Raw genomic sequence first — 20,613 nt, 5'->3', positions numbered from 1 at the left:
TACGCTGAACACCATGACTTCTGAACGCCGCGAACCCAAAGTCGTCGTGCTCGGTGGCGGATCCTGGGGAACCACCGTCGCATCCATCTGCTCCCGCCGGGGGCCGACGCTGCAATGGGTGCGCTCGGAGGAGACCGCCAAGGACATCAACGAGAACCATCGAAACTCGCGCTACCTGAGCGACGAGGTCGAACTCTCGGAAACCTTGCGGGCCACCACCGATTTCAGTGAAGCCGCCGAGTGCGCCGACGTCGTCGTCATGGGCGTGCCGTCCCACGGCTTCCGCGGCGTGCTGGCCGAGCTGAGCAAGGAACTGCGCCCGTGGGTGCCCGTCGTCAGCCTGGTCAAGGGTCTCGAGCAGGGCACCAACATGCGGATGAGCCAGATCATCGACGAGGTTCTGCCCGGTCACCCGGCCGGCATCCTCGCCGGCCCCAACATCGCGCGTGAGGTCGCCGACGGGTACGCAGCCGCCGCCGTGCTGGCCATGCCCGACCAGCACCTGGCCGCCAACCTGGCGAAGATGTTCCGCACCAAGCGGTTCCGCGTCTACACCACCGACGATGTCGTCGGAGTCGAGATCGCCGGCGCACTGAAGAACGTCTACGCCATCGCCGTCGGCATGGGCTATTCGCTGGGCATCGGCGAGAACACCCGGGCGCTGGTGATGGCTCGCGCCGTGCGGGAGATGTCCCGGCTCGGCGAAGCCATCGGCGGGCACCGCGACACCTTCGCCGGCCTGGCCGGCATGGGCGACCTCATCGTCACCTGCACCTCGCAGCGCAGCCGCAACCGCCACGTCGGCGAACAACTCGGCTCCGGCAAGTCCATCGAGGAGATCATCGCCTCCATGAACCAGGTCGCCGAGGGTGTCAAAGCCGCCAGCGTGATCATGGAGTTCGCCGAGAAGTACGGCCTGAACATGCCGATCGCGCGCGAGGTCGATGCCGTCGTCAACCACGGCGCCAACGTCGAACAGGCCTACCGCGGCCTGATGGCCGAGAAGCCCGGCCACGAGGTCAACGACTCACACTTCTAGCGCGACTCAGCCCGGGAACGACGGGAACAACGGGTTCGAGTTCTTCGGCCGATCCAGCATCGGGCTGGGCCCCGACGTGAACGTCGCTCCCGGCCCGACGACGAAGCCGACCTGGTCGTGGTTGTTCACGCACGCCACGACGCCACCACCGTCGACCCCGCAGCTGATATCGCGGAAGCTCAGCCGGGTGTTCGGCGGCAGCGGCTTGACGTCACCGGCGGCCGCGTAGAGCGACGCGCCGCTGCTCGAGAACCCCGGCTCGCCGGACGGACCCGCGCTGACGAGGTTCGCGCCACCGGGCGCACCGGGCAATGCCCCACTGCAGCCGTAGCTGGAATTCTGCTTGTCCAGCACGCACACCACCCCGGGCGGCCCGGCGAAGGCGTACCAGTTGCCGCCCATCGCCGTGTAGGGCACCGGGCTCACCGGGGTGTAGGCGTTGACGTTGGGAAGGACCGGGGCGGGCGCCGGCTCGGGATCTGCCGCGGCCATGCCCGGCGTACCGATCGCCGCCGCCCCCGCGACGCTCATCAGGCCGATCAGGATTCTGCTCAGCATCACCACACCCTACGTAAGCGCCACCGATGGCGCAGTTTGCGTATTCACCTGGTCCTTCGGCTCCGCGGTCGCGATTCGTTACCGCCAGGCCCCGACGTCCTGGCCTCGGCAGAACCGTGATCCACACCACCACCGATGTGTAGAACCCCGCCGATCTGGAAACGCAAAAGCGGACCCCGTGCGTCACGCACACCAAACGAGCGCCACGACAGGGCAATTCGCGTAAGGACTATGAACTCACTGACAACGACGTACCTGGCCGCCAATCAATGGCACGACTTCTGGAACGGCAGTCTCGGCGACTGGCTTCGCACCAAAGGGCTGCACATCGTCCTGGTCATCATTGCCGCGCTGATCGGCACCCGGCTGATCAACTGGGTTGCCGCCAAAATCGCGCGGCGTCTCAACACCAGCGACGAACTGGTTCGATCGGAGAGCGCCAAGCACCGCGCCGCCGTCTCCTCGGTGATCTCATCGGTCGCGATCGCCATCCTCTACACCGTGGTCGCGGTCGACGTATTCGACCAGCTAGGCCTGCCGATCGGCTCGCTGGTCGCCCCGGCCGCCGTCCTGGGTGCCGCCCTCGGTTTCGGAGCCCAGCGGATCGTCCAGGACCTGCTCAGCGGGTTCTTCATCATCACCGAGAAGCAATACGGCTTCGGTGACCTGGTCGCGTTGACGGTCAGCGGATCCTCGGCCGAAGCTCAAGGCACCGTCGAGGACGTCACCCTGCGGGTGACCAAGCTGCGCACCAGCGACGGCGAGGTGTTCACCATCCCCAACGGGCAGATCGTGAAGGCGCTGAACCTGTCCAAGGACTGGGCGCGGGCGGTGGTCGACATCCCGGTGCCGACGACCGCCGACCTCAACAAGGTCAACGACGTGCTCCACGACGTCGCAGCGGCCGCCACCTCCGACAAACGCCTGGATCAGCTGCTGCTCGACGAGCCGTCGTTGATGGGTGTCGAGAGCATCAAGGTCGACACCGTGAACCTGCGCATGGTGGCCCGTACCCTGCCGGGCAAGCAGTTCGAGGTAGGCCGCCAGCTGCGCGCGATGGTGCTGCGCTCGCTGCGCCAGGAAGGCATCGTCAGCCCGAACGCCGCCAAGACCAACGTCGAGAAGGTCGCGTCGACCAGCTAGTCCCCGGGTCGCTTCGCTCCCGCCCGCCGGAAGGCTAGTGGCCGGCCATCTTCTCGAGTCGCGCAATCCGGTCGGCGATCGGCGGATGGGTGGAGAACATCTTGCCGATCTTCTCCCCGGACCGAAACGGGCTGGCGATCATCAGGTGCGCCTGGTCGGCCAGCTGCGGCTCGGGTGGCAGCGGTGCGTTCTCCACTCCGCCGCTGATCTTGCGCAAGGCCGACGCCAGCGCCAGCGGATCGCCGGACAGTTCAGCTCCGGACTCGTCGGCCTGGTACTCACGCGAGCGGGACACCGCCATCCGGATCAACGTGGCAGCGATCGGACCGAGCAGCGAAACCAGTAACAGTGCAAAGGGATTGGGACCGCCTTCGCGATTGTTGCCGCTGAACAGCCCGGCGAACATGGCGATGTTGGCCAGCGCGGTGATCACCGAGGCCAGCGCGCCGGCCACACACGAGATCAGGATGTCGCGGTTGTAGACGTGCGACAGTTCGTGGCCCAGCACCGCACGCAGTTCACGCTCGCTGAGCAGGTTGAGGATTCCGGTGGTGACGCACACCGCCGCGTTGCGCGGATTGCGACCGGTGGCGAACGCATTCGGGTTGGCCGTGTCGCTGATGTACAGCCGCGGCATCGGCTGGTGCGCCGTGGTGGCCAGCTCGCGGACCATCGAGTAGATCTGCGGCGCCTGCACCTCGGTGATCGGCTGGGCGTGCATGGCGCGAAGCGCGAGTTTGTCGGAGTTGAAGTACACGTAGACGTTCATGCCGATCGCGAAGACCAGCGCAAGGAACATCACGTTGCGCCCGAACAGCGAACCGAGGAAGACGATCAGCGCCGACATCCCAACAAGCAGCGCGAACGTCTTGAACGTGTTGGCGGTCGGATGCCAAGTCATCAATTCCTCCTACGAGCAAACGCACTCTCCGGGAGGTTAACGCCTCGAACCGACCGTGAGGTTCCGCGACGCCGTCAGCCGTGCCGGTTGATCGTGTAGTCCATCAGTGACGCCAGTGCGCGACGGCCAGGTCCATCAGGCAAACCGGCCAGCTCCTCGCCGGCCTGTTCGGCGTAACGCTGCACGGTGGCCTTGGCCTTGGCGATGCCGTCACCGGCACGCAACAGCGCGAGCGCCTCGGCCAGGGCGTCGTCGTCCTCGATCGGGCCCTTCACCAGCTCACGCAGCCGGTCGGCGTCAGGACCGGTCTCTTGCAGCGCGTACAGGACGGGCAGCGTGTGCACGCCTTCGCGGAGGTCGGTGCCCGGGGTTTTGCCCGACTCGTCGGGATCGCTGTCGATGTCGATGATGTCGTCGGAGATCTGGAACGCGGTGCCCACGATCCCGCCGAGCCGGCTCAGCCGCTCGATCTGGTCGTCGTTGGCGCCGGCGAAGGTGGCTCCGAAGCGGCCCGACGCCGCGATCAGGCAGGCGGTCTTCTCGTAGATCACCTTCAGGTAGTGGTCGACCGGATCCACACCGTTGGTGTTGCCCTTGGTCTCGCGCATCTGACCGGTGACCAACTGTGCGAACGTCTCGGCGATGATCCGGACCGCGTCCGGACCCAACCGGCTGACCAGCCGCGACGCCGTCGCGAACAGGTAGTCGCCGGCCAGGATCGCGATGTTGTTGCCCCAGCGGGCGTTGGCGCTGGGCGCCCCGCGCCGCATCTGCGCCTCGTCCATGACGTCGTCGTGATACAGCGTGGCCAGGTGCACCAGCTCGATCACCGCGCCGGCCACCGTGACCTGCCAGGCATCGGGCTCAGGGCCGATCTGCGCGGACAGCACCGTGAACAGGGGGCGGAAGCGCTTGCCGCCGGCCTCGAACAGGTGCACGACGGCTTCGGTCATCAGCTCGTCACCGCCACGCAGTTCGGTGCTCATGAGCTCTTCGACACGACCTACCCCGTCGCGGACGCTCTTGGCGAAAGCCGGATCACCAAAGTCCACCCCTGCTACCACCGTGGCCGGAGTACTCACCCTGCCAACATACTGGGGGCATGGACTTGCGGTCAGACGTGGTCATCGTCGGGGCCGGGCCGGCCGGCTCGGCGGCGGCCGCCTGGGCGGCCCGGCGCGGCCACGACGTGCTCGTCATCGACGCCGCGGAGTTCCCCCGCGACAAGCCCTGCGGCGACGGACTCACCCCACGCGCGGTGCTCGAGTTGCAGCGACTCGGGCTCGGCGACTGGCTCGACGGCCACATCCGCCACCACGGGCTGCGCCTGTCGGGGTTCGGCGCCGACGTCGAGGTTCCGTGGCCCGGGCCGTCGTTTCCGTCCGGCGGCTCGGCGGTGCCGCGCACCGAACTCGACGACCGGATCCGCAAGGTCGCCGAGGACGCCGGCGCGTCGATGCTGCTCGGCGTGAAAGCCGTTGACGTATCACGCGACTCGCGCGGTCACGTGGATGCGGTGGTGCTGGCCGACGGGTCTCGGGTGTCATGCCGCTGGGTGATCGTGGCCGACGGCGCGCGCTCCCCGTTCGGGCGGGTGCTCGGCAGGGCGTGGCATCAGGAGACGGTGTACGGGGTGGCGGTTCGTGGATACCTCGCGTCGCCGCGCTCCTCGGAGCCCTGGATCTCCTCGGATCTCGAGCTGCGTTCCGTCGACGGGCAGGTGCTGCCCGGCTACGGCTGGATCTTCCCGCTGGGCAATGGCGAGGTGAACATCGGCGTCGGCGCGCTGGCCACGGCCAAGCGGCCCGCCGACGTGGCGTTGCGGCCGCTGATCAAGCACTACACCGACCTGAAGCGGGCGTCATGGGGATTCGACGGCCCGCCGCGGGCGGTGTCGTCGGCACTGTTGCCGATGGGTGGGGCGGTGTCCGGCGTGGCCGGGCCCAACTGGGTGCTGATCGGCGACGCGGCGGCGTGTGTGAACCCGCTCAACGGCGAGGGCATCGACTACGGGCTGGAGACCGGGCGGATGGCCGCCGAGATGCTGGGCTCCGGCGACCTGTCTTCGGCGTGGCCCGCAATGCTGCAGGCCCACTACGGGCGCGGCTTCTCAGTGGCCCGCCGGCTGGGGTTGCTGCTGACGCTGCCGCGCTTCCTGCCGCTGACCGGGCCGGTCGCGATGCGCTCGTCGCGGCTGATGGGCATCGCGGTGCGGGTGATGGGCAACCTGGTCACCGACGACGACGCCGACCTGGTGGCCCGGGCCTGGCGCGTGGCGGGTGCGGGATCGCGAATCCTGGATCCGCGCAAGCCGTTCAGCTGACCGTGACCGCGGTGCAGAACCGGCGACGCACAGAAGTGACAAATTTGACAAAACTTCTTCACATCGCGGCGGTTGCGGCATAAGCTCCGCCGCATGAGTGACTACGACGCGATCATCGTGGGGGCCGGACACAACGGTCTGACCGCAGCGGTGGTGCTGCAACGAGCCGGCTTTCGCACGCTCTGCCTGGAGGCCAACACCTACAGCGGCGGCATGTCGGCCACCGTCGAGCTGATCGACGGCTTCAAATTCGAGATCGCCGGGTCGGTGCGTTTCCCCACCGCGCAGAAGATCAACAGCGAGCTCGGCTTGGACACGTTGCCGACCATCTCCTCGGAGATCATGTCGGTCAACCTCGGGGAAAACGGCGAGGAAGCAATGGTCTTCCACAGCGACCCGATGGCGATGATGAACCATCTCAACGAGAAGCACGGCATGGACGCCGTGATGGCCATGGCCAACCTGTACGCCTGGAGCGCCGGCCCTGGTAAGGCCCTGGGCCGCTTCGACGCGCTGGCGCTGCCGAAGACCATCGACGAGATGTATGCCTGTGCCGCAGACGAAAACGAGCGGCGCGCCATCCACGAGATGCTGTTCGGATCGGCGATGGACGTCGTCGACCGATTCCTGCCCGACAAGGAAAAGCACTCCGTGATCCGCGGCATGCTGGCGTTCCTGGCGGTGAACTCCACCTACCGCGGCCCGTACACCCCCGGCAGCGCAACATGTTTGGCGTTCGCGATGGCCATGCCCCCGGAGGGCGGCCCGATGACCACCAAACTCAAGGGCGGAATCGGCGTGCTCGCCGAGCATCTGCGAGACCTGTTCGTCGACGCCGCCGGGGAGATGCGCTACCGCACCAAGGTCGAACAGATCCTCGTCGAGGACGGCAAGGTCACCGGGGTGCGCCTCAAAGACGGCGAGGTGATCAACGCGCCGATCGTGGTGTCCAACCTCGCCCCGGAGACCACGCTGCTGGATCTTGTTGGCGTCGACCATCTTCCGTCGTCGCTGGTGACACGGCTCGGCGGTCGCGATCACCGGGCGTCGTTCATGCAGATCCACTTCGCTCTGGACGGGCTGCCCCAGTACGCCGCGCCCTACGACTTCCTCAACGAGCCCGGCATGCAGATGTCGGTGGGCATGTTCGGTTCACCGGAAGAACAGCAGCGCCAGTGGGAGATGGCCCGCTGCGGCGAAGTGCCGGACAACCCCGCGCTGTCGATCCAGATGCCCACGGTCGGCGATCCCGAGATGGCGCCGGAGGGCAAGCACGCCGCCAGCGTGTACGCCTACGGCTTCCCGATCGAGGCCCCGCGCGATCAGCATGGTCACCTGAAAACCGTGATGGCAGAACGCGTTGTCGACAAGATCACCCGCTACGCCCCGAACTTCAAGGACATCCTGATCCGCGACATCACGTTCGCGCCGTATCACATGAACACCATGTTCGCCGCGCCCAACGGCGACTTCTGCCACGGGCTGCTGCAGCCCGAGCTGATGGGGGTCAACCGGCCGGGACCCAAGGGGTTCATCGACGAGCCGATCCCGATCGAAGGCCTCTACCTGGGTGGTGCAGGCTGCCACGGCGGACCGGGCATCACGTTCATCCCCGGCTACAACGCCGGGTATCAGGTGCTGGAAGACGCCGGCCGCTAGCGTTCTTCAGGCCTTGACGGCGTAGTGCAGCGCGACGATCCCGCCCGTCAGGTTGCGCCACCGCACGTCCGACCAGCCGGCGTCGCGGATCTGCCGGGCCAGTGCCGCCTGATCGGGCCAGGCCCGGATGGACTCGGCCAGATAGACGTACGCGTCCGGGTTGCTCGACACCGCGCGGGCCACCCGCGGCAGCGCCTGCATCAGGTACTCCTTGTAGACGGTCGAGAACACCGGCACGACGGGGGTGGAGAACTCGCACACCACCAGCCGGCCGCCGGGGCGGGTCACCCGCGCCATCTCCCGCAGGCCCGCCGGATGGTCGACGACATTGCGCAACCCGAAGCTGATCGTCACCGCGTCGAACACCGCATCGCCGAACGGCAGCCTGGTCGCGTCGGCCGCCACCTTCGGCACGGGCCGTGCGGCACCAGCCCGCAGCATGCCGACCGAGAAGTCCGCGGCCACACACCACGCTCCGGAGCGGGCCAACTCGACCGTCGACACCGCGGTCCCTGCCGCGAGGTCGAGCACGCGGTCGCCGGGCCCGATGCCCAGCGCCGACCGGGTCGCCCGCCGCCAGGCGCGGTCCTGCCCCAGTGACAACACGGTGTTGGTGATGTCGTACCGCCGCGCGACGGCGTCGAACATCGACGCCACATCGCGGGGATCCTTGTCCAGCGTCGCGCGGCTCACGGTGCCGACGCTACCCGAGCGGGAATGCTTCGCCTGTCGATGCGTTGGCTAGACGCATGAGCGAAAAAGTGTGGTTCATCACCGGGACATCGCGCGGGTTCGGCCGGGAGTGGGCGATCGCCGCCCTGGACCGCGGCGACAAGGTCGCTGCCACGGCGCGCAACACCGACACCCTGTCCGACCTGGTCGACCAGTACGGCGACGCCATCCTGCCGATCCAGCTCGACGTCACCGACCGGGACGCCGACTTCGCCGCCGTTGCGCGGGCGCACGACCACTTCGGGCGGCTGGACATCGTCGTCAACAACGCCGGATACGGTCACTTCGGCTTCATCGAGGAACTCTCCGAGAGCGATGCGCGCGACCAGCTCGAGACCAACGTCTTCGGCGCGCTGTGGATCACCCAGGCCGCGCTGCCGTATCTGCGGGCTCAGGGCAGTGGCCACATCATCCAGGTGTCGTCGATCGGCGGCATCACCGCGTTCCCGCTCGTCGGTATCTACCACGCGTCGAAGTGGGCGCTCGAAGGTTTCTCGCAGGCGCTGGCCCAGGAGGTCGCGCCGTTCGGCATCCACGTCACACTGATCGAGCCGGGCGGGTTCGACACCGATTGGTCCGGCTCGTCCTCGAAGCGCTCGGCCGAACTGCCCGACTACGCAGAACTGCACCGCCAGGTCGACGAGGCTCGCAAGCAACGATGGTCTGCGCCCGGCAACCCGAAGGCGTCGGCGTCGGCGATTCTCAAAGTCGTCGACGCGCCGACTCCCCCGCTGCGGGTGTTCTTCGGGGAGTCACCGCTACAGACCGCAAAGGCCGACTACGAAAGCCGCATCGCCAACTGGGAGCAGTGGCAGCCGGTCGCCGTCGAGGCCCAGGGCTGATCAGATCGCGTGCGCGTCGACTCTCGGTAATTGACGCGCACGACTCGCCATACGTTCGCTGAGGTGGATCAGTCGGTCCTCATGCCCAGCAGGCATGGTGTAAGCCAACTTACGGAGTTCGAGTGCGAATTCGCTGAGATCTTGGCGATACGACGCGTCGTTCATTCGGACGCCCCCAGGTCTTGGAGAGGTGGTGTTGTCATTGGCACTTACTGGCATTCAGCGTTCCCCCGCTTGCGTTCAAGTGTGCGCCCGCTCACAGGCTATGAAAAGGTTTCGCAGGAACAATTAAGGAAAGTCGTTGGCGTGGCACCAGACTCACGCCGCTCTGCGTCGTCGCCCATTGATCCGCACCGCTTCGTAGTGGCCCAGCAACTCGTCGCAGATCGCCGGCCACGTCCGGCCGAGCACACTGCGGCGAGCGGCGAGCGAATAGCGCGCCCGCTCGTCGAGCAGATGATCGACCGATTGCGACAGGCGCGCTTCGAATTCCGCGACCGTCAATAACAGTCCGGTTCGGTACGGCGCCACCAGATCCCGAGGGCCACCGGCGTTCGGCGCGACGACCGGCAAACCCGACGCCATCGCCTCCTGCACGGCCTGGCAGAACGTCTCGTGCTCGCCGGGATGGACGAAGACGTCCATGCTCGCGTAGGCGGTGGCCAGTTGCTCGCCGTACAGCGCCCCGGTGAACACCGCCGACGGCATCAGCGCGCGGAGCTTGTCGCGGTCGACACCGTCGCCGACGATCACCAGCTGCAGGTCGTCGCGGCGCGCGAGAACCGCCAGCCGCTCCACGTGCTTCTCCGGTGCGAGCCGCCCGACGAAGCCGACGATCGGCTTGCCCGCCGGTGACCAGCGCGCCCGCAGCTCGTTGCTCCGCGCCGACGGCGCGAAGCCGGTGACGTCGACACCGCGGGCCCACTGGAACACCCGCGGAATGCCATGGGTGGCAAGGTCTTCCATCGCCGCAGTGGACGGCGCCAGCGTGCGGTCCACTCGTGAGTGCAGATGCCGGTTCCAGGCCCAGGCCGCGCGCGAGGCGACGCCGATCTCGTAACTCTGGGCGAATCCGGCGATGTCGGTCTGGTACACCGCCACCGTCGGCACCCCGAGGTACCGGGCGGCTTGCAGGCCGCCGTACCCCAGCAACGCGGGCGAGGCCAGATGCACCACATGCGGATCGAAGCCGCGCAGCACCCCCACCATGCGTGGCCGCGGCACCCCCAGCGGCAGCGACGTCACTTTGGGGAACATCCGCGACGGCACCCGGTGCACCCGGATCCCGTCGTAGATCCGTTCGGCCGCCGGTTCACCACGCGGGGTGTCCGGGGCGATCACGAGTGCCTCATGGCCGGTGCGGCGGAGATGCTCGAGCACCCGCAGCACCGAGTTGCTCACTCCGTTGACGTTCGGCAGGAAGGACTCGGCGACAATGGCAACGCGCACGAACTTCAGGATGCCACCGGCGCTTGTCAGCGAGGTTGCGCCCGGGCATACACGACACGAAAACCAGGTGGAACGCGGTACCGTGCGAGCATGCGGTTCTGGTCTGTGCTCGTGGTGGCGCTGGTCATCTTGACCACCGGTTGTAGCAGAGAAATTGCCGGTGTGGCACAGGTGGATCCGCGCGGGCCGGGGACGGCCCTGAGCAAGGACGGTTTCGGCATCGTGGCCGGTGACCCGGACGCGCGGGTCCACATCGAGTTGTACACCGAACCTCAGTGCAGCCACTGCGCCGATCTGCAGAAGGATTTCGGTGACGAGCTGGCCCGCTACATCAACCTCGGCCAGCTCGCCGTCACGTACCGCCCGTTGACATTTCTTGATGACAAGCCCGGCGGCTATTCCGACCGGGTGAGCAATGCGATGTTCCTGGCGGCGGGTCCGAACACGTCAGGTAAGGCATTCCAGGCGTTCGTGCAAGACCTTTGGGGCCACCAGGATTCGCACGGCAAGGGGCCCAGCGACGCTCAGATCGCCGACATGGCTCGCGAAAGCGGGCTGCCCGCCGCTGCCGTCGACGCGATGCGGGCGGGCAAGCCCGCGTTGGACATCCAGGAAATGGCGGACACCAACTTCGAATATCTCTACGAGATCGACGCCATCGACACCGGCACCCCAACGGTGTTCGACCTCAACACCAACGAGAAAATCGACATCTACGACAACAACTGGTTGTCCAAGCTGATGTCGACCTGATTCACCCGGCGTTCCAGCAGAACCAGACCCGTCAAGACCAGCCCACCGATCAACCACGCCACCACCGCGATCGAGCCGGCCGGGATGATCGCGAGTGCAGCCGTACGGTGTTGCACGCGAACGAGATCCGGGTCATTGCGGTCGTACTCGACGTAGATGCGCATTCCCTCGGCCAGCTCGGAGGGATACAGCACACCGAGCTCGGGGCGGTAGGTGACGCGGTCCGGGGTGACGAACTCGATCGTCGAGCGGCGCGGGCCTGCCGAGAGGACCTCGGCCTGCGCGACACCCATGTTGCGTTCGATCTGCCGATCGTTGCGCCACGCACCGGCGACCAGCAGCAGCGACTGCAGCGTGACCAGACCGATGAGGATCCACACCGCACACTTGCTCCAGCGCAGCACTTTCCGCCGTGTGGTGTCGACGACGTCCGGCTCGCGCCGGGGCAGGGCCGGTTTCACCCACGATAGGAGGCGCGCGATCACAGCGCCGACCGGATCGCGGCGTGCAACTGTCGCAACGACGACCGGTCGGCTTTCACCTCGAGAACCCGCATGCCCTCGAAGGGTTCGGCGAGCGCGCCGCCGAGTTGGTCGACCTCGATCTGGCGGGCGTCGATGTGATACGCCCGGCACAGCGCGCCGACGTCGACATCGTGCGGGGTGCCGAAGATCCGCGCTGACACATCCGAGAACCGCGGGTCGCCCTGCTCGAGGAGTTCGAAGATGCCGCCGCCGTTGTCGTTGGACACCACGATCGTCAAGTTCTTCGGCGTCGGCTCCGTCGGGCCGATCAGCAGCCCCGAACTGTCGTGCACGAACGTCATGTCCCCGATCAGACCGATGGTCCGGCCGGTATGCGCCAATGCCGCGCCGATGATCGTCGACACCGTGCCGTCGATACCGGCCACTCCCCGGTTGGAGCGCACCTTGATGCCCTCGGTGTTCAGCCCGACCAGGGCCGCGTCACGGACCGGGTTGGACGCGCCGAGCACCAGCTGGTCCCCCGGGCGCACCGCGGCGGCCACCGCGGCCGCGACGTGCAAGCCGGTGGTCAGCGGGTGAGCGGCCAGCTGCTGGCGCACCGCCGCCATGGTGTGCGCGTTGACCTCCGCGCAGCGCTGCAGCCACGCCGGGTCGGGCGTGCCGCTGGTCTCGGCTCGGGTGCCGGTGGCCGCGGAGTTGCCGGATACGTCGGGCCAGCGGGGACCCGTGGTCAGGGCGAACACCGGCACCGACGGGTCGGCCAGCAGCGTCGACACCGGCCGGTGCAGCGTCGGGCGGCCCAGCATGATCACCTGGCGGGGCCGCAGCAGCGGCAGCGCGAGCGGGTGCAGCGGGTTGGCGGCGTGCGGGGCGGTCGGCTCGGCGACCGTCGGCAGCGCGGCCAGGTTCGGGTGGACACCGGCGCCGTGCCCGGCGATCACCACGGTGTCGGGGGTCAGATCGATGTGCAGCGGCTGGTCGAAGGCCACCGCCGGGCTGTACGTCCAGGGCTTGCCGTCCGGCCTGCCGGGCGGGATCGTGGCCGCACCTGAGTCAGCATCCGGAACCAGCGGTTCCCGCAGCGGAATGTCGAACTGGACCGGGCCTGCGTTGGCCGAGCGTGCGCCGGTGGCCGCGGCCAGCACCCGGCAGGTGGCCGAGCGCCACTGCGCGTTGAGCGAGTCGAGCTTGTCCTGGCCCCCTTCGGCCAGGCCCAGGCTGATCGACGCGCGGACCTGGGTGCCGAAGTAGCCGAGCTGCTCGAAGGTCTGGTTGGCGCCGGTGCCCAGCAGCTCGTAGGGCCGGTTGGCCGATAGCACGATCAGCGGCACCCGGGCGTAATTGGCCTCGACGACGGCCGGACCCATGTTGGCCACCGCGGTGCCCGAGGTCATCGCGACGCATACCGGGGCGCGCTCGGCGACCGCAAGCCCGATCGCCAGGAAGCCTGCCGTGCGCTCGTCGATGCGGACGTGCAGCCGAAGCCGGCCGGCCCGGTCTGCGTCGGAGAGCGCGAAGGCCAGCGGGGCGTTACGGGAACCCGGGCAGAGCACCACGTCGCGGACGCCGCCGCGGATCAATTCGTCGACGACGACGCGGGCCTGAGCCGTCGATGGGTTCATTACTACAGCGTGTCACACGTCGATCGGGCTCGACATCAGACGAGAGTGCCTGCGAAAAAGTCCAGCATCGCGTTGTTCACGGTGTCCGGGCGCTCCAGGAATCCGAGGTGGCCGGTGTGCCCGATCTGCACGTATCGGCCGTTGGGGATGGCGTCGGCGACCTCACGGCCCAGCGCCGCCGGGGTGAGCAGGTCGTCCGCGAACCCGATGACCAGCACCTCATTGGTAATGGAACGGTAAGCGGCCAGCCGGTTGTCCTTGGGATACACCTCGAGCTGGGCCCGCAGGCCGGGAGTGCGCTTGATCGGGAAGGCGGTGAACATCTCCACCCAGTCGCCGATCGCCTTCTCGTCGTTGATGGTCTTGGGTGAGAAGTTCTCCAGCACACGCACTTTCGCCGCATACGCGGGAGGCAGCTGGATGCCGGCCTTGGTGAGCTCGACGTCGGCGGCCCGGAACGACTTGCGGGTGCGGTCGAGACGGCCGCGGGTGCCCATCAGCACGGCCTGGGTGACCAGCTCCGGGCGGGTCAGCATCAGCTCCTGGGCGATGTAGGCGCCCATCGAGATGGCCACGATCCGGGTGGGTCCGCCGATCACGTCCTCGATGAGGGCGGCGGTGTCGGCGATCATCTGCTCCGGCGTGAAATCGCCGGCTTCCTCGGTGGCGCCGATGCCCCGGTTGTCGAACGTGACGCAGCGATAGCCCGCCGCCAGGAACCGCGGAATCTGGTGGATGTGCCAGGTTCGGCCGGCGCCGCCGGTGCCGGCGATGAACAGCACCGGATCGCCGGAGCCGTTGTCCTCGTAGGCCAGGTTGATCACCTGGCAGAGGCTACGCGACCCCGTTTCCGCCGTGCCTTCGACCGCGCGGCGTCGATGGCGCCGGACCACAGCAGTGACGTCATCGCCTTGAGCTGGGTGGGCGTCGCCAGATCCTTGGCCATCAGCGCGGCAGCGGAGGCCTTGGTGGTCGCCGACGCCTTCGACATGTGCCCGGAGTCGAAGGGTGGCTGCGGGTCGTACTCCATCGACAGCTGGATCACCTTGGCGCGCTCCTCACCGCCGATCTGTCCGGCCAGCCACAGCGCGAGATCGATGCCGGCCGACACCCCGGCGCTGGTGACGATGTCCCCTTCGTGAACCACGCGTTCGTCCTTGACCGGCGTGACGCCGAGCGCCTTGAGCGCGGTCAGCGCCGCCCAGTGCGACGTCGCCCGCTTGCCCTTCAACAATCCCGCCGCCGCGAGAATCACCGAACCGGAGCACACCGACGTCGTCCAGGTCGCGGTCCGGTGTGCCTGGCGCACCCAGTCGAGGAGCTTCTCGTCGCGGGAGTGCTCGATCGTCGTCATCCCGCCGGGCACGAGAATGACGTCGGGAGAGGGTGTTTCGTCGAACGAGTGGGTGGCGCCGACGACGAGCACGCCGGAGTCGGCGGTGATCGGACCGGGCTGGTACCACACGAAGCGGATTTCGGCGTCGGGCAGCCAGCGCAGCACCTCGTAGGGGCCGATGAAATCCAGGGCGGTGAAACCGGGATAGAGCACGATGGCGATCTGCATGACATTCTCCTCTATGCGAACGTTTTGCGGTATTGATCGGGTGAGACGCCGACCCGTCGAATGAAATTGCGCCGCAACGTTTCCGACGTACCGAAACCGCAGCGCGCGGCGATGGTGACGACGGTGTCGTCGGTCTCCTCGAGCTGACGGCGGGCGGCTTCGGTGCGCACGCGTTCGACGTAGGCGCCGGGAGCCTCGCCGACCTCGTCGGTGAACACCCGGGTGAAGTGCCGTGGACTCATGGCGGCGCGGCGGGCCAGCTCGGTGATGCTGTGGGCGGCACCGGGTTCGGCCTCGATGGCCTCCTGCACCTCGCGGATGGGTTGGCGGCGGGCGCGCGGCATCCACACCGGCGCCGCGAACTGGGTCTGACCGCCGGGCCGCCGGAGAAACAAGACCAGGTAGCGCGCGACGGTCTGGGCGACCTCGGTGCCGTAGTCATCCTCGACGAGCGCCAGGGACAGGTCGATGCCTGCTGTCACCCCGGCCGCCGTCCACACCGTGGCCGAGCTGCGCAGGAAAATCGGCTCGCGGTCGACGGTCACTTCTGGGAACTCGCGGGCCATCCGATCGGCGAACGCCCAGTGCGTGGTGGCGCGGCACCCGTCGAGCAGACCGGCTTGGGCGGCCAGGAACGAGCCGGTGCACACGCTGACGACGCGGCGCGAGTTGGCCGCGGCCGTACGAATCCAGGCCATGGTGGCAGGGTCCTCGCGGGCATCGTCGACGCCGGAGCCGCCGGGCAGGATCAGGGTGTCGATGTCCTTGGGTTCGGGCATCGCCTCGGCGACGAAGGCCAGGCCTGTCGGCGTGCTCACCGGGCTGCCGTCGCGGGAGGCGACGCTGACCCGGTATCCGCCCTCGGTGAGCAGCGCGGCGCCGGTGAATACGTCGTGTGGCCCGACCAGGTCGAGGGCCTGGACGCCGGGAAACCCGAGGATCACCACCGATCGCGCCATGCGTTCAGTGTCGAGGCATCCGGCGATGGCGTCTAGGCCATGCACCCCACAAATCAGGACATCACAGCTTCTTGAGGCGCCGCACGGCTTGCAGCAGCGGCAGCATCGACGCCGCGCCTTTACGCAGGCTGCGCTGCAACGGCCCGATGTTCGCGAGCACCACGTACTCGACGCCGCAATCCCGCCACTGCGCCGCCCGGTCGACGATCTCCTCGGGCGTCCCACACAGCAGGCAGTCGCGCACCACCTCAGCAGGGATCGCTTTGACGTGCGACAACGCCGTCTGCTCATCCATGTCCTGCGGGAGGATGTCCTGCGCGCCGGTGAAGCCGATGCCGAGCGGATGGTGGGCGCCGTGGCGGGCGTAGAAGTGATCGGGAGCATTCAGTGCCGCCGCTCGGACCACTTCGGACTCGAGCGCCTCGGCGAGGTCGTCCTGGTTCCGGGCGGCCAATGTCATCAACCAGAGCGCCGGCTTGATCGACATCGGATCGCGCCCTGCGTCAGAAGCTGCGGTGCGGACGGCCTCGAGCCGCTGCGCGTATTCCTGCGGCGTGTGCGGAAACGCCGGATAGAACCCGTCGGCATAGCGACCGGCCGCGCGCAACATCCGCGGACCGTGCGCGGCGATCCAGATTTCTGGCCACTTGCCCTTGTATGGCGGCAGCTCGAAGATCGCATTCCGCAGCGGAAAGAACGGGGAGTCGCGATTCACCAACTCCCCCTTGGAATTCCACAACGCCCGAATGGTCGCCATGGCTTCTTCGAACCGGGCCACCGGCTTGGACCATTCCACGCCGTAGGGTTCGTTGCCTTCTCGTTCGCCACTGCCGATGCCGAGGATCGCGCGGCCGCGGGTCAGCAGTTGCAGGGTGGCCGCTGCCTGCGCGGTGACGGCCGGATTGCGCCGGCCCGTGTCGGTCACGCCGATGCCGAGTCGAAGGCATGCGCGGTTGCGGGCGGCGATATTGCCGAGCATGGTCCACGGCTCCAGGTACGCGTCGCCGCGCGGCAGCAGGGTGGCCCCGCCGCAGTACTTCGGGTTGTTCCACAGGGAGCGCGGGAACAGCGAATTCAGGTGATCGGGCACCCAGAACGAGTCAACCCGGGCGGCGGCCGCGGCCGCGTAGTTGGCTTTAGTGAGGAAATCGACCGTGGGGCGTGCCGCCACAATGGGGTCCATTATTCCGACGCGGAGCGCTGACATCGCTTCAGTGTCGGGGCGACCGCCACGGCCGACTTGCGTAGTGACCTACTTAAATCCCGCTTCGGCTGCGCGTCAGCGGGGCTCGCGATCCTCGCGCAAATACTCGTCCATCAGCGGGGTCTCCGCGGAGATCGGGTAGTCGCCGGTGTACCCGACGCGCTCCTGTGCCATTGCCAGCACGCGGCCGCGGACCGCATACCAGCCGATCGTCAGCAGCGGGACGAGAGCCACGATGGCCACCAGATTCCAGTAGTTTTCGTAACACATCAGTCCGGTGACGATGGCCAGGAACGCCAGCGTGGCGTAGCTCGTATACGGCGTCCCCCATAGGCGGAACGCCGGCCGGCTCAAGATCCCCTTCTTCGACCAGCGATACAACTGGATCTGGCAGATGACGATCGTCGCCCACGATGCGATGATGCCGAGCGCGGAGAGGTCCAGCGCGATGTTGAACGCCTCGGCCGGAACCACGAGGTTGAGGAACACGCCGACCACCGTGAAGCAGGCGGTGAGCGCGATACCGGCGAAGGGCACGCCGCGTTTGGACATCCGGCCGGTGAACTGCGGTGCGCTCCCGTTCATCGCCATCGACCGCAGGATCCGGCCGGTGGAATACAGGCCCGCGTTGAGGCTCGAGAGCGCCGCGGTCAGGACGACGAAGTTCATGATCGTGCCGGCAGCCGGGACCCCGATGCGAGAGAAGAATGTGACGAACGGGCTCTCGCCCTGCTTGTAGGTGGTGTACGGCAGCAGGAGCGCCAACAAGATCAGCGATCCGACGTAGAACACCGCGATGCGGAACACCACCGAGTTGATGGCCTTTGGCATGACCTTCTCCGGATTCTCCGTCTCCCCCGCGGCCGTGCCGACCAATTCGACTGCTGCATAAGCGAATATGACGCCCGAGGTGATGACCACCAACGACAGAAGACCGGTGGGCAGGATCCCGCCGTGGTCGGCGATGATCGATGGTCCGCTGGTCGCACCCTCTACGGTGAAGCGGCCCGCGAGAAACACGATGCCGACAACCAAGAACGTGACGAGTGCGACGACCTTGATCAGGGCGGCCCAGAATTCCATCTCGCCGAAGACCTTGACCGAGATCATGTTGACGGTCAGCACGATCACCAAGGCGATGAGCGCGATGGTCCACTGCGGGATTGCCTTGAAGGCGCCCCAATAGTGCATGTAGAGCGCGATCGCAGTCACGTCAACGATCGACGTGCACGCCCAGTTGAAGAAGTACATCCAGCCGGCCACGTAAGCCGCCTTCTCCCCCAGGAACTCTCGGGCGTAGGACACGAAAGACCCTGACGACGGCCGGTGGAGTACCAGCTCTCCCAGTGCGCGCAAGATGAAGAAGACGAACACGCCGCAGACGGCGTAGACCATAAACAGTCCCGGGCCTGCCGTATGCAGGCGCCCACCGGCACCCATGAACAGGCCGGTGCCGATCGCGCCTCCGATCGCGATCATCTGTAACTGCCGGGGCTTGAGCCCCTTGTGATAGCCGACATCCTCGTGGGCCAACGCGGAATTGTCGTATGTAGTTGGCGCTCCCATTGCCCGGGAATATCCAGCTGGCGCCCTACCCCAAACTCACCTGCGGTTAAACCTCGGTTACACAACGTTTCCCGGGTGTCACGTCAGCGCTCGCGTGATCAACGTGACGAATTCCGTGCACGTCTGGTATCGGGCCTCGGGACGCTTCGCCATTGCTTTCGCCAGGATGGAGTCGAACGCGCGCGGCACCCAATCGATCCTGTATGACAGCCGCGGCGGCGGGTGATGAAGGTGGCGGTCGAAAAGTCCCATCGGGGTGGCGGCCGTGAACGGCGGAGCGCCGGCGATCAATTCGACTGCGGTGCAGGCAAGCTCGTATTCATCGGTCGCCGGCGACGGCGGTGACCCGGTCAACAACTCTGGTGCTGCGTACGGTAACGACGCTTGCACGTGGGACGGGCGGGCAGCCATCGGAGGACACTGCTCGCCCGCAACGTGGGCCACTCCGAAATCGATCAGGACCGCACCGCCATCCAGAAAATCTTCAGCGACAAGGATATTCGTGGGTTTGATGTCGCAGTGCACCACGCCCACGCTGTGTGCGTAGTCAAGCGCATCGGCGATCTGCGCTAGCGCCGACAGCTTGTCAGCCAACGATGCCAGAGCGGTCGCATTGCCCCCGGCGACATATTGCATGGTGAGCCAGTCAGGTCCGCGGTCGAACATCGCCGCGATGTGCGGGTGGTGCAGGCCGCTGGCGATGTCGAATTCGCGTCGCAGACGTTCCAACGCCGCGGGGTCGCGATGCACATCGGTCAGGATCTTCAGCGCAACGGCGGGTTCGGACTGCCGATGGGCAAGATAGACCATCGCGTTGCCGCCGCGCCCCAGCATCCGGTCGACGACGTAGCCGGCGAACTGATCACCAGGGCGCAGCACACGGCAAGCCTATATTTCAGCGGACCGCCCTTCCATCAGAAGTAGTGCTGCTCCATGTCTTCGAGCAATCCGATGCCGGTGGGTTGCCAGCCGAACCGCTCGCGGGTGACGGCGCTGCCGGCCGGCATGTCGAGGCTGAAGAACCCAGCGATCCAGCCGAAGTGATCCATCGCGTTCTCGGCCGGGACGCTGGTGACCGCAACGCCGAGGCCGCGACCGATGGTCTCGGCGATCGCGCGGGTGGTAACACCTTCCTCGCCGGTCGCGTGCAGCACGGTTCCGGCAGGCGCACCTTCGACTGCGAGCCGGAACAGGTGTGCGGCGTCGTCACGATGAACGGCCGACCATCGGTTTGCACCGTCGCCGACGTAGCCCGAAATACCCTTCTCGCGAGCAATTCCCACGAGGTGCGGGACGAACCCGTAGTCGCCGTTGCCGTGGACCGACGGCGCGAGTCGCACGATCGACACCCGCACACCGCGGTCGGCGAACGCCAACGCGGCCTGCTCGGAGACGCGCAACGACTGCGGGTTGGCGGTCTGGTCCTCGCGGAGAACCTGCCCCGGCGCGTGCCCGGCCGTGCCGCTGGTGACCACCAGCGGCCGGCCAGAATCAGCCAGGGTCTCACCAAGGGCGGTGATCGCGGCGCGGTCGAGTTCGCCCGCGTCGGTGAAGTTGTCGAAGTCATGGTGAAAGGCCAGGTGAATGACGGCATCGGCATCCGTGGCACCGCTGCGCAGACTGCCGACGTCGGTGAGGTCGCCGCGGTGGACGTCGGCGCCGGCAGCGGCAACCGCGTCGGCGGACTTGTCGGAGCGGGCCAGACCGAGCACCTGGTGTCCGGCGGCCAGCAGCTCGGGCACCACGGCCGAGCCGACCCAGCCGGATGCTCCGGTGACGAATATTTTCATGGGACTACCTCCATGTCAGTCGCT

General features: G+C 67.3%; 20 protein-coding genes. 6 read left to right on the top strand and 14 right to left on the bottom strand.

Going from position 1 to position 20,613, the window contains the following annotated elements:
- Window positions 1-13 precede the first annotated feature (13 nt).
- On the top strand, window positions 14-1,039 hold the full coding sequence (locus D3H54_RS04235) for an NAD(P)H-dependent glycerol-3-phosphate dehydrogenase (RefSeq protein WP_149377999.1): 1,026 nt from the start codon (window positions 14-16) through the stop codon (window positions 1,037-1,039).
- A gap of 6 nt (window positions 1,040-1,045) precedes the next feature.
- Here D3H54_RS04235 and D3H54_RS04230 read toward each other — a convergent pair whose 3' ends face one another.
- Entirely contained in the window at window positions 1,046-1,597 is a 552-nt protein-coding gene (locus tag D3H54_RS04230) for a hypothetical protein (RefSeq protein ID WP_149377998.1), read from the bottom strand.
- Window positions 1,598-1,828: 231 nt separating this feature from the next.
- Here D3H54_RS04230 and D3H54_RS04225 point away from each other — a divergent pair, with 231 nt between their 5' ends.
- Window positions 1,829-2,740 (top strand): mechanosensitive ion channel family protein, encoded by a 912-nt coding sequence (locus D3H54_RS04225; protein ID WP_149377997.1) that lies wholly within the window; start codon window positions 1,829-1,831, stop codon window positions 2,738-2,740.
- A 34-nt stretch (window positions 2,741-2,774) separates the two neighbouring features.
- Here the strand turns inward: D3H54_RS04225 and htpX are convergent, their stop codons facing one another.
- Together htpX and grcC1 are read right to left on the bottom strand one after the other, a co-directional pair.
- On the bottom strand, window positions 2,775-3,641 hold the full coding sequence (gene htpX, locus D3H54_RS04220) for a zinc metalloprotease HtpX (RefSeq protein ID WP_149377996.1): 867 nt from the start codon (window positions 3,639-3,641) through the stop codon (window positions 2,775-2,777).
- 74 nt (window positions 3,642-3,715) lie between these two features.
- Window positions 3,716-4,723 carry a nonaprenyl/(2E,6E)-farnesyl/geranylgeranyl diphosphat synthase gene (gene grcC1 / locus D3H54_RS04215; RefSeq protein ID WP_210419649.1) on the bottom strand — a complete coding sequence of 336 codons (1,008 nt, stop codon included), beginning with the start codon at window positions 4,721-4,723 and terminating at the stop codon, window positions 3,716-3,718.
- Window positions 4,724-4,743: 20 nt separating this feature from the next.
- Here grcC1 and menJ point away from each other — a divergent pair, with 20 nt between their 5' ends.
- Both menJ and D3H54_RS04205 read left to right on the top strand, forming a co-directional pair.
- Window positions 4,744-5,964, top strand: coding sequence for a menaquinone reductase MenJ (gene menJ / locus D3H54_RS04210; RefSeq protein WP_149377995.1), 1,221 nt, complete (start codon window positions 4,744-4,746; stop codon window positions 5,962-5,964).
- A 93-nt stretch (window positions 5,965-6,057) separates the two neighbouring features.
- On the top strand, window positions 6,058-7,623 hold the full coding sequence (locus D3H54_RS04205; protein WP_149377994.1) for a phytoene desaturase family protein: 1,566 nt from the start codon (window positions 6,058-6,060) through the stop codon (window positions 7,621-7,623).
- Between the two features lie 6 nt (window positions 7,624-7,629).
- On the opposite strand, the gene D3H54_RS04200 is transcribed toward D3H54_RS04205, so the two are convergent.
- Window positions 7,630-8,316, bottom strand: a complete 687-nt coding sequence (locus D3H54_RS04200) for a demethylmenaquinone methyltransferase (protein WP_149377993.1) — start codon at window positions 8,314-8,316, stop codon at window positions 7,630-7,632.
- 56 nt (window positions 8,317-8,372) lie between these two features.
- Here D3H54_RS04200 and D3H54_RS04195 point away from each other — a divergent pair, with 56 nt between their 5' ends.
- Complete coding sequence (locus D3H54_RS04195; protein ID WP_149377992.1) at window positions 8,373-9,197, top strand: SDR family oxidoreductase; 825 nt, start codon at window positions 8,373-8,375, stop codon at window positions 9,195-9,197.
- Between the two features lie 318 nt (window positions 9,198-9,515).
- Here D3H54_RS04195 and D3H54_RS04190 read toward each other — a convergent pair whose 3' ends face one another.
- Window positions 9,516-10,646 (bottom strand): glycosyltransferase family 4 protein, encoded by a 1,131-nt coding sequence (locus tag D3H54_RS04190; protein WP_149377991.1) that lies wholly within the window; start codon window positions 10,644-10,646, stop codon window positions 9,516-9,518.
- 90 nt (window positions 10,647-10,736) lie between these two features.
- Here D3H54_RS04190 and D3H54_RS04185 point away from each other — a divergent pair, with 90 nt between their 5' ends.
- Complete coding sequence (locus D3H54_RS04185; RefSeq protein ID WP_149377990.1) at window positions 10,737-11,399, top strand: DsbA family protein; 663 nt, start codon at window positions 10,737-10,739, stop codon at window positions 11,397-11,399.
- Here the strand turns inward: D3H54_RS04185 and D3H54_RS04180 are convergent.
- The 9 genes from D3H54_RS04180 to D3H54_RS04140 form a co-directional block, all read right to left on the bottom strand.
- A complete protein-coding gene (locus tag D3H54_RS04180; protein ID WP_286199103.1) occupies window positions 11,360-11,860 on the bottom strand; it encodes a DUF3592 domain-containing protein in 501 nt (166 codons plus the stop codon). The two genes, D3H54_RS04185 and D3H54_RS04180, sit on opposite strands and share 40 nt — an antisense overlap.
- A gap of 20 nt (window positions 11,861-11,880) precedes the next feature.
- Window positions 11,881-13,506 (bottom strand): 2-succinyl-5-enolpyruvyl-6-hydroxy-3-cyclohexene-1-carboxylic-acid synthase, encoded by a 1,626-nt coding sequence (menD, locus tag D3H54_RS04175; RefSeq protein ID WP_149377988.1) that lies wholly within the window; start codon window positions 13,504-13,506, stop codon window positions 11,881-11,883.
- 35 nt (window positions 13,507-13,541) lie between these two features.
- Complete coding sequence (locus tag D3H54_RS04170; RefSeq protein WP_083118252.1) at window positions 13,542-14,330, bottom strand: alpha/beta fold hydrolase; 789 nt, start codon at window positions 14,328-14,330, stop codon at window positions 13,542-13,544.
- Window positions 14,327-15,070, bottom strand: coding sequence for a DJ-1/PfpI family protein (locus D3H54_RS04165; RefSeq protein WP_149377987.1), 744 nt, complete (start codon window positions 15,068-15,070; stop codon window positions 14,327-14,329). The genes D3H54_RS04170 and D3H54_RS04165 overlap by 4 nt, the downstream gene beginning before the upstream one ends.
- An 11-nt stretch (window positions 15,071-15,081) precedes the next feature.
- Window positions 15,082-16,029, bottom strand: coding sequence for a GlxA family transcriptional regulator (locus tag D3H54_RS04160; RefSeq protein WP_149377986.1), 948 nt, complete (start codon window positions 16,027-16,029; stop codon window positions 15,082-15,084).
- Window positions 16,030-16,090: 61 nt separating this feature from the next.
- Window positions 16,091-17,236 (bottom strand): LLM class flavin-dependent oxidoreductase, encoded by a 1,146-nt coding sequence (locus D3H54_RS04155; protein ID WP_149377985.1) that lies wholly within the window; start codon window positions 17,234-17,236, stop codon window positions 16,091-16,093.
- A 72-nt stretch (window positions 17,237-17,308) separates the two neighbouring features.
- Window positions 17,309-18,799, bottom strand: coding sequence for an amino acid permease (locus D3H54_RS04150; RefSeq protein WP_149377984.1), 1,491 nt, complete (start codon window positions 18,797-18,799; stop codon window positions 17,309-17,311).
- Window positions 18,800-18,877: 78 nt separating this feature from the next.
- Entirely contained in the window at window positions 18,878-19,678 is an 801-nt protein-coding gene (locus D3H54_RS04145; protein ID WP_149377983.1) for a serine/threonine-protein kinase, read from the bottom strand.
- 35 nt (window positions 19,679-19,713) lie between these two features.
- Window positions 19,714-20,589, bottom strand: a complete 876-nt coding sequence (locus tag D3H54_RS04140; RefSeq protein WP_149377982.1) for an SDR family oxidoreductase — start codon at window positions 20,587-20,589, stop codon at window positions 19,714-19,716.
- Window positions 20,590-20,613 lie beyond the last annotated feature (24 nt).

The organism is Mycobacterium sp. ELW1 (assembly GCF_008329905.1).
Lineage (GTDB): Bacteria > Actinomycetota > Actinomycetes > Mycobacteriales > Mycobacteriaceae > Mycobacterium.
The sequence above is the reverse complement of the archived record's forward strand: the minus strand, read 5'-3'. Positions and strand labels throughout refer to the sequence as shown.

Bases quoted from the DNA above. Each gene is read 5' to 3' on its own strand.
- D3H54_RS04160 (WP_149377986.1), bottom strand. From the start codon at position 16,029: ATGGCGCGATCGGTGGTGATCCTCGGGTTTCCCGGCGTCCAGGCCCTC.
- D3H54_RS04230 (WP_149377998.1), bottom strand. From the start codon at position 1,597: ATGCTGAGCAGAATCCTGATCGGCCTGATGAGCGTCGCGGGGGCGGCG.
- D3H54_RS04205 (WP_149377994.1), top strand. From the start codon at position 6,058: ATGAGTGACTACGACGCGATCATCGTGGGGGCCGGACACAACGGTCTG.
- D3H54_RS04185 (WP_149377990.1), top strand. From the start codon at position 10,737: ATGCGGTTCTGGTCTGTGCTCGTGGTGGCGCTGGTCATCTTGACCACC.
- menD (WP_149377988.1), bottom strand. From the start codon at position 13,506: ATGAACCCATCGACGGCTCAGGCCCGCGTCGTCGTCGACGAATTGATC.
- D3H54_RS04195 (WP_149377992.1), top strand. From the start codon at position 8,373: ATGAGCGAAAAAGTGTGGTTCATCACCGGGACATCGCGCGGGTTCGGC.
- menJ (WP_149377995.1), top strand. From the start codon at position 4,744: ATGGACTTGCGGTCAGACGTGGTCATCGTCGGGGCCGGGCCGGCCGGC.
- D3H54_RS04140 (WP_149377982.1), bottom strand. From the start codon at position 20,589: ATGAAAATATTCGTCACCGGAGCATCCGGCTGGGTCGGCTCGGCCGTG.
- D3H54_RS04150 (WP_149377984.1), bottom strand. From the start codon at position 18,799: ATGGGAGCGCCAACTACATACGACAATTCCGCGTTGGCCCACGAGGAT.
- D3H54_RS04235 (WP_149377999.1), top strand. From the start codon at position 14: ATGACTTCTGAACGCCGCGAACCCAAAGTCGTCGTGCTCGGTGGCGGA.
- D3H54_RS04155 (WP_149377985.1), bottom strand. From the start codon at position 17,236: ATGTCAGCGCTCCGCGTCGGAATAATGGACCCCATTGTGGCGGCACGC.
- D3H54_RS04225 (WP_149377997.1), top strand. From the start codon at position 1,829: ATGAACTCACTGACAACGACGTACCTGGCCGCCAATCAATGGCACGAC.
- D3H54_RS04165 (WP_149377987.1), bottom strand. From the start codon at position 15,070: ATGCAGATCGCCATCGTGCTCTATCCCGGTTTCACCGCCCTGGATTTC.
- htpX (WP_149377996.1), bottom strand. From the start codon at position 3,641: ATGACTTGGCATCCGACCGCCAACACGTTCAAGACGTTCGCGCTGCTT.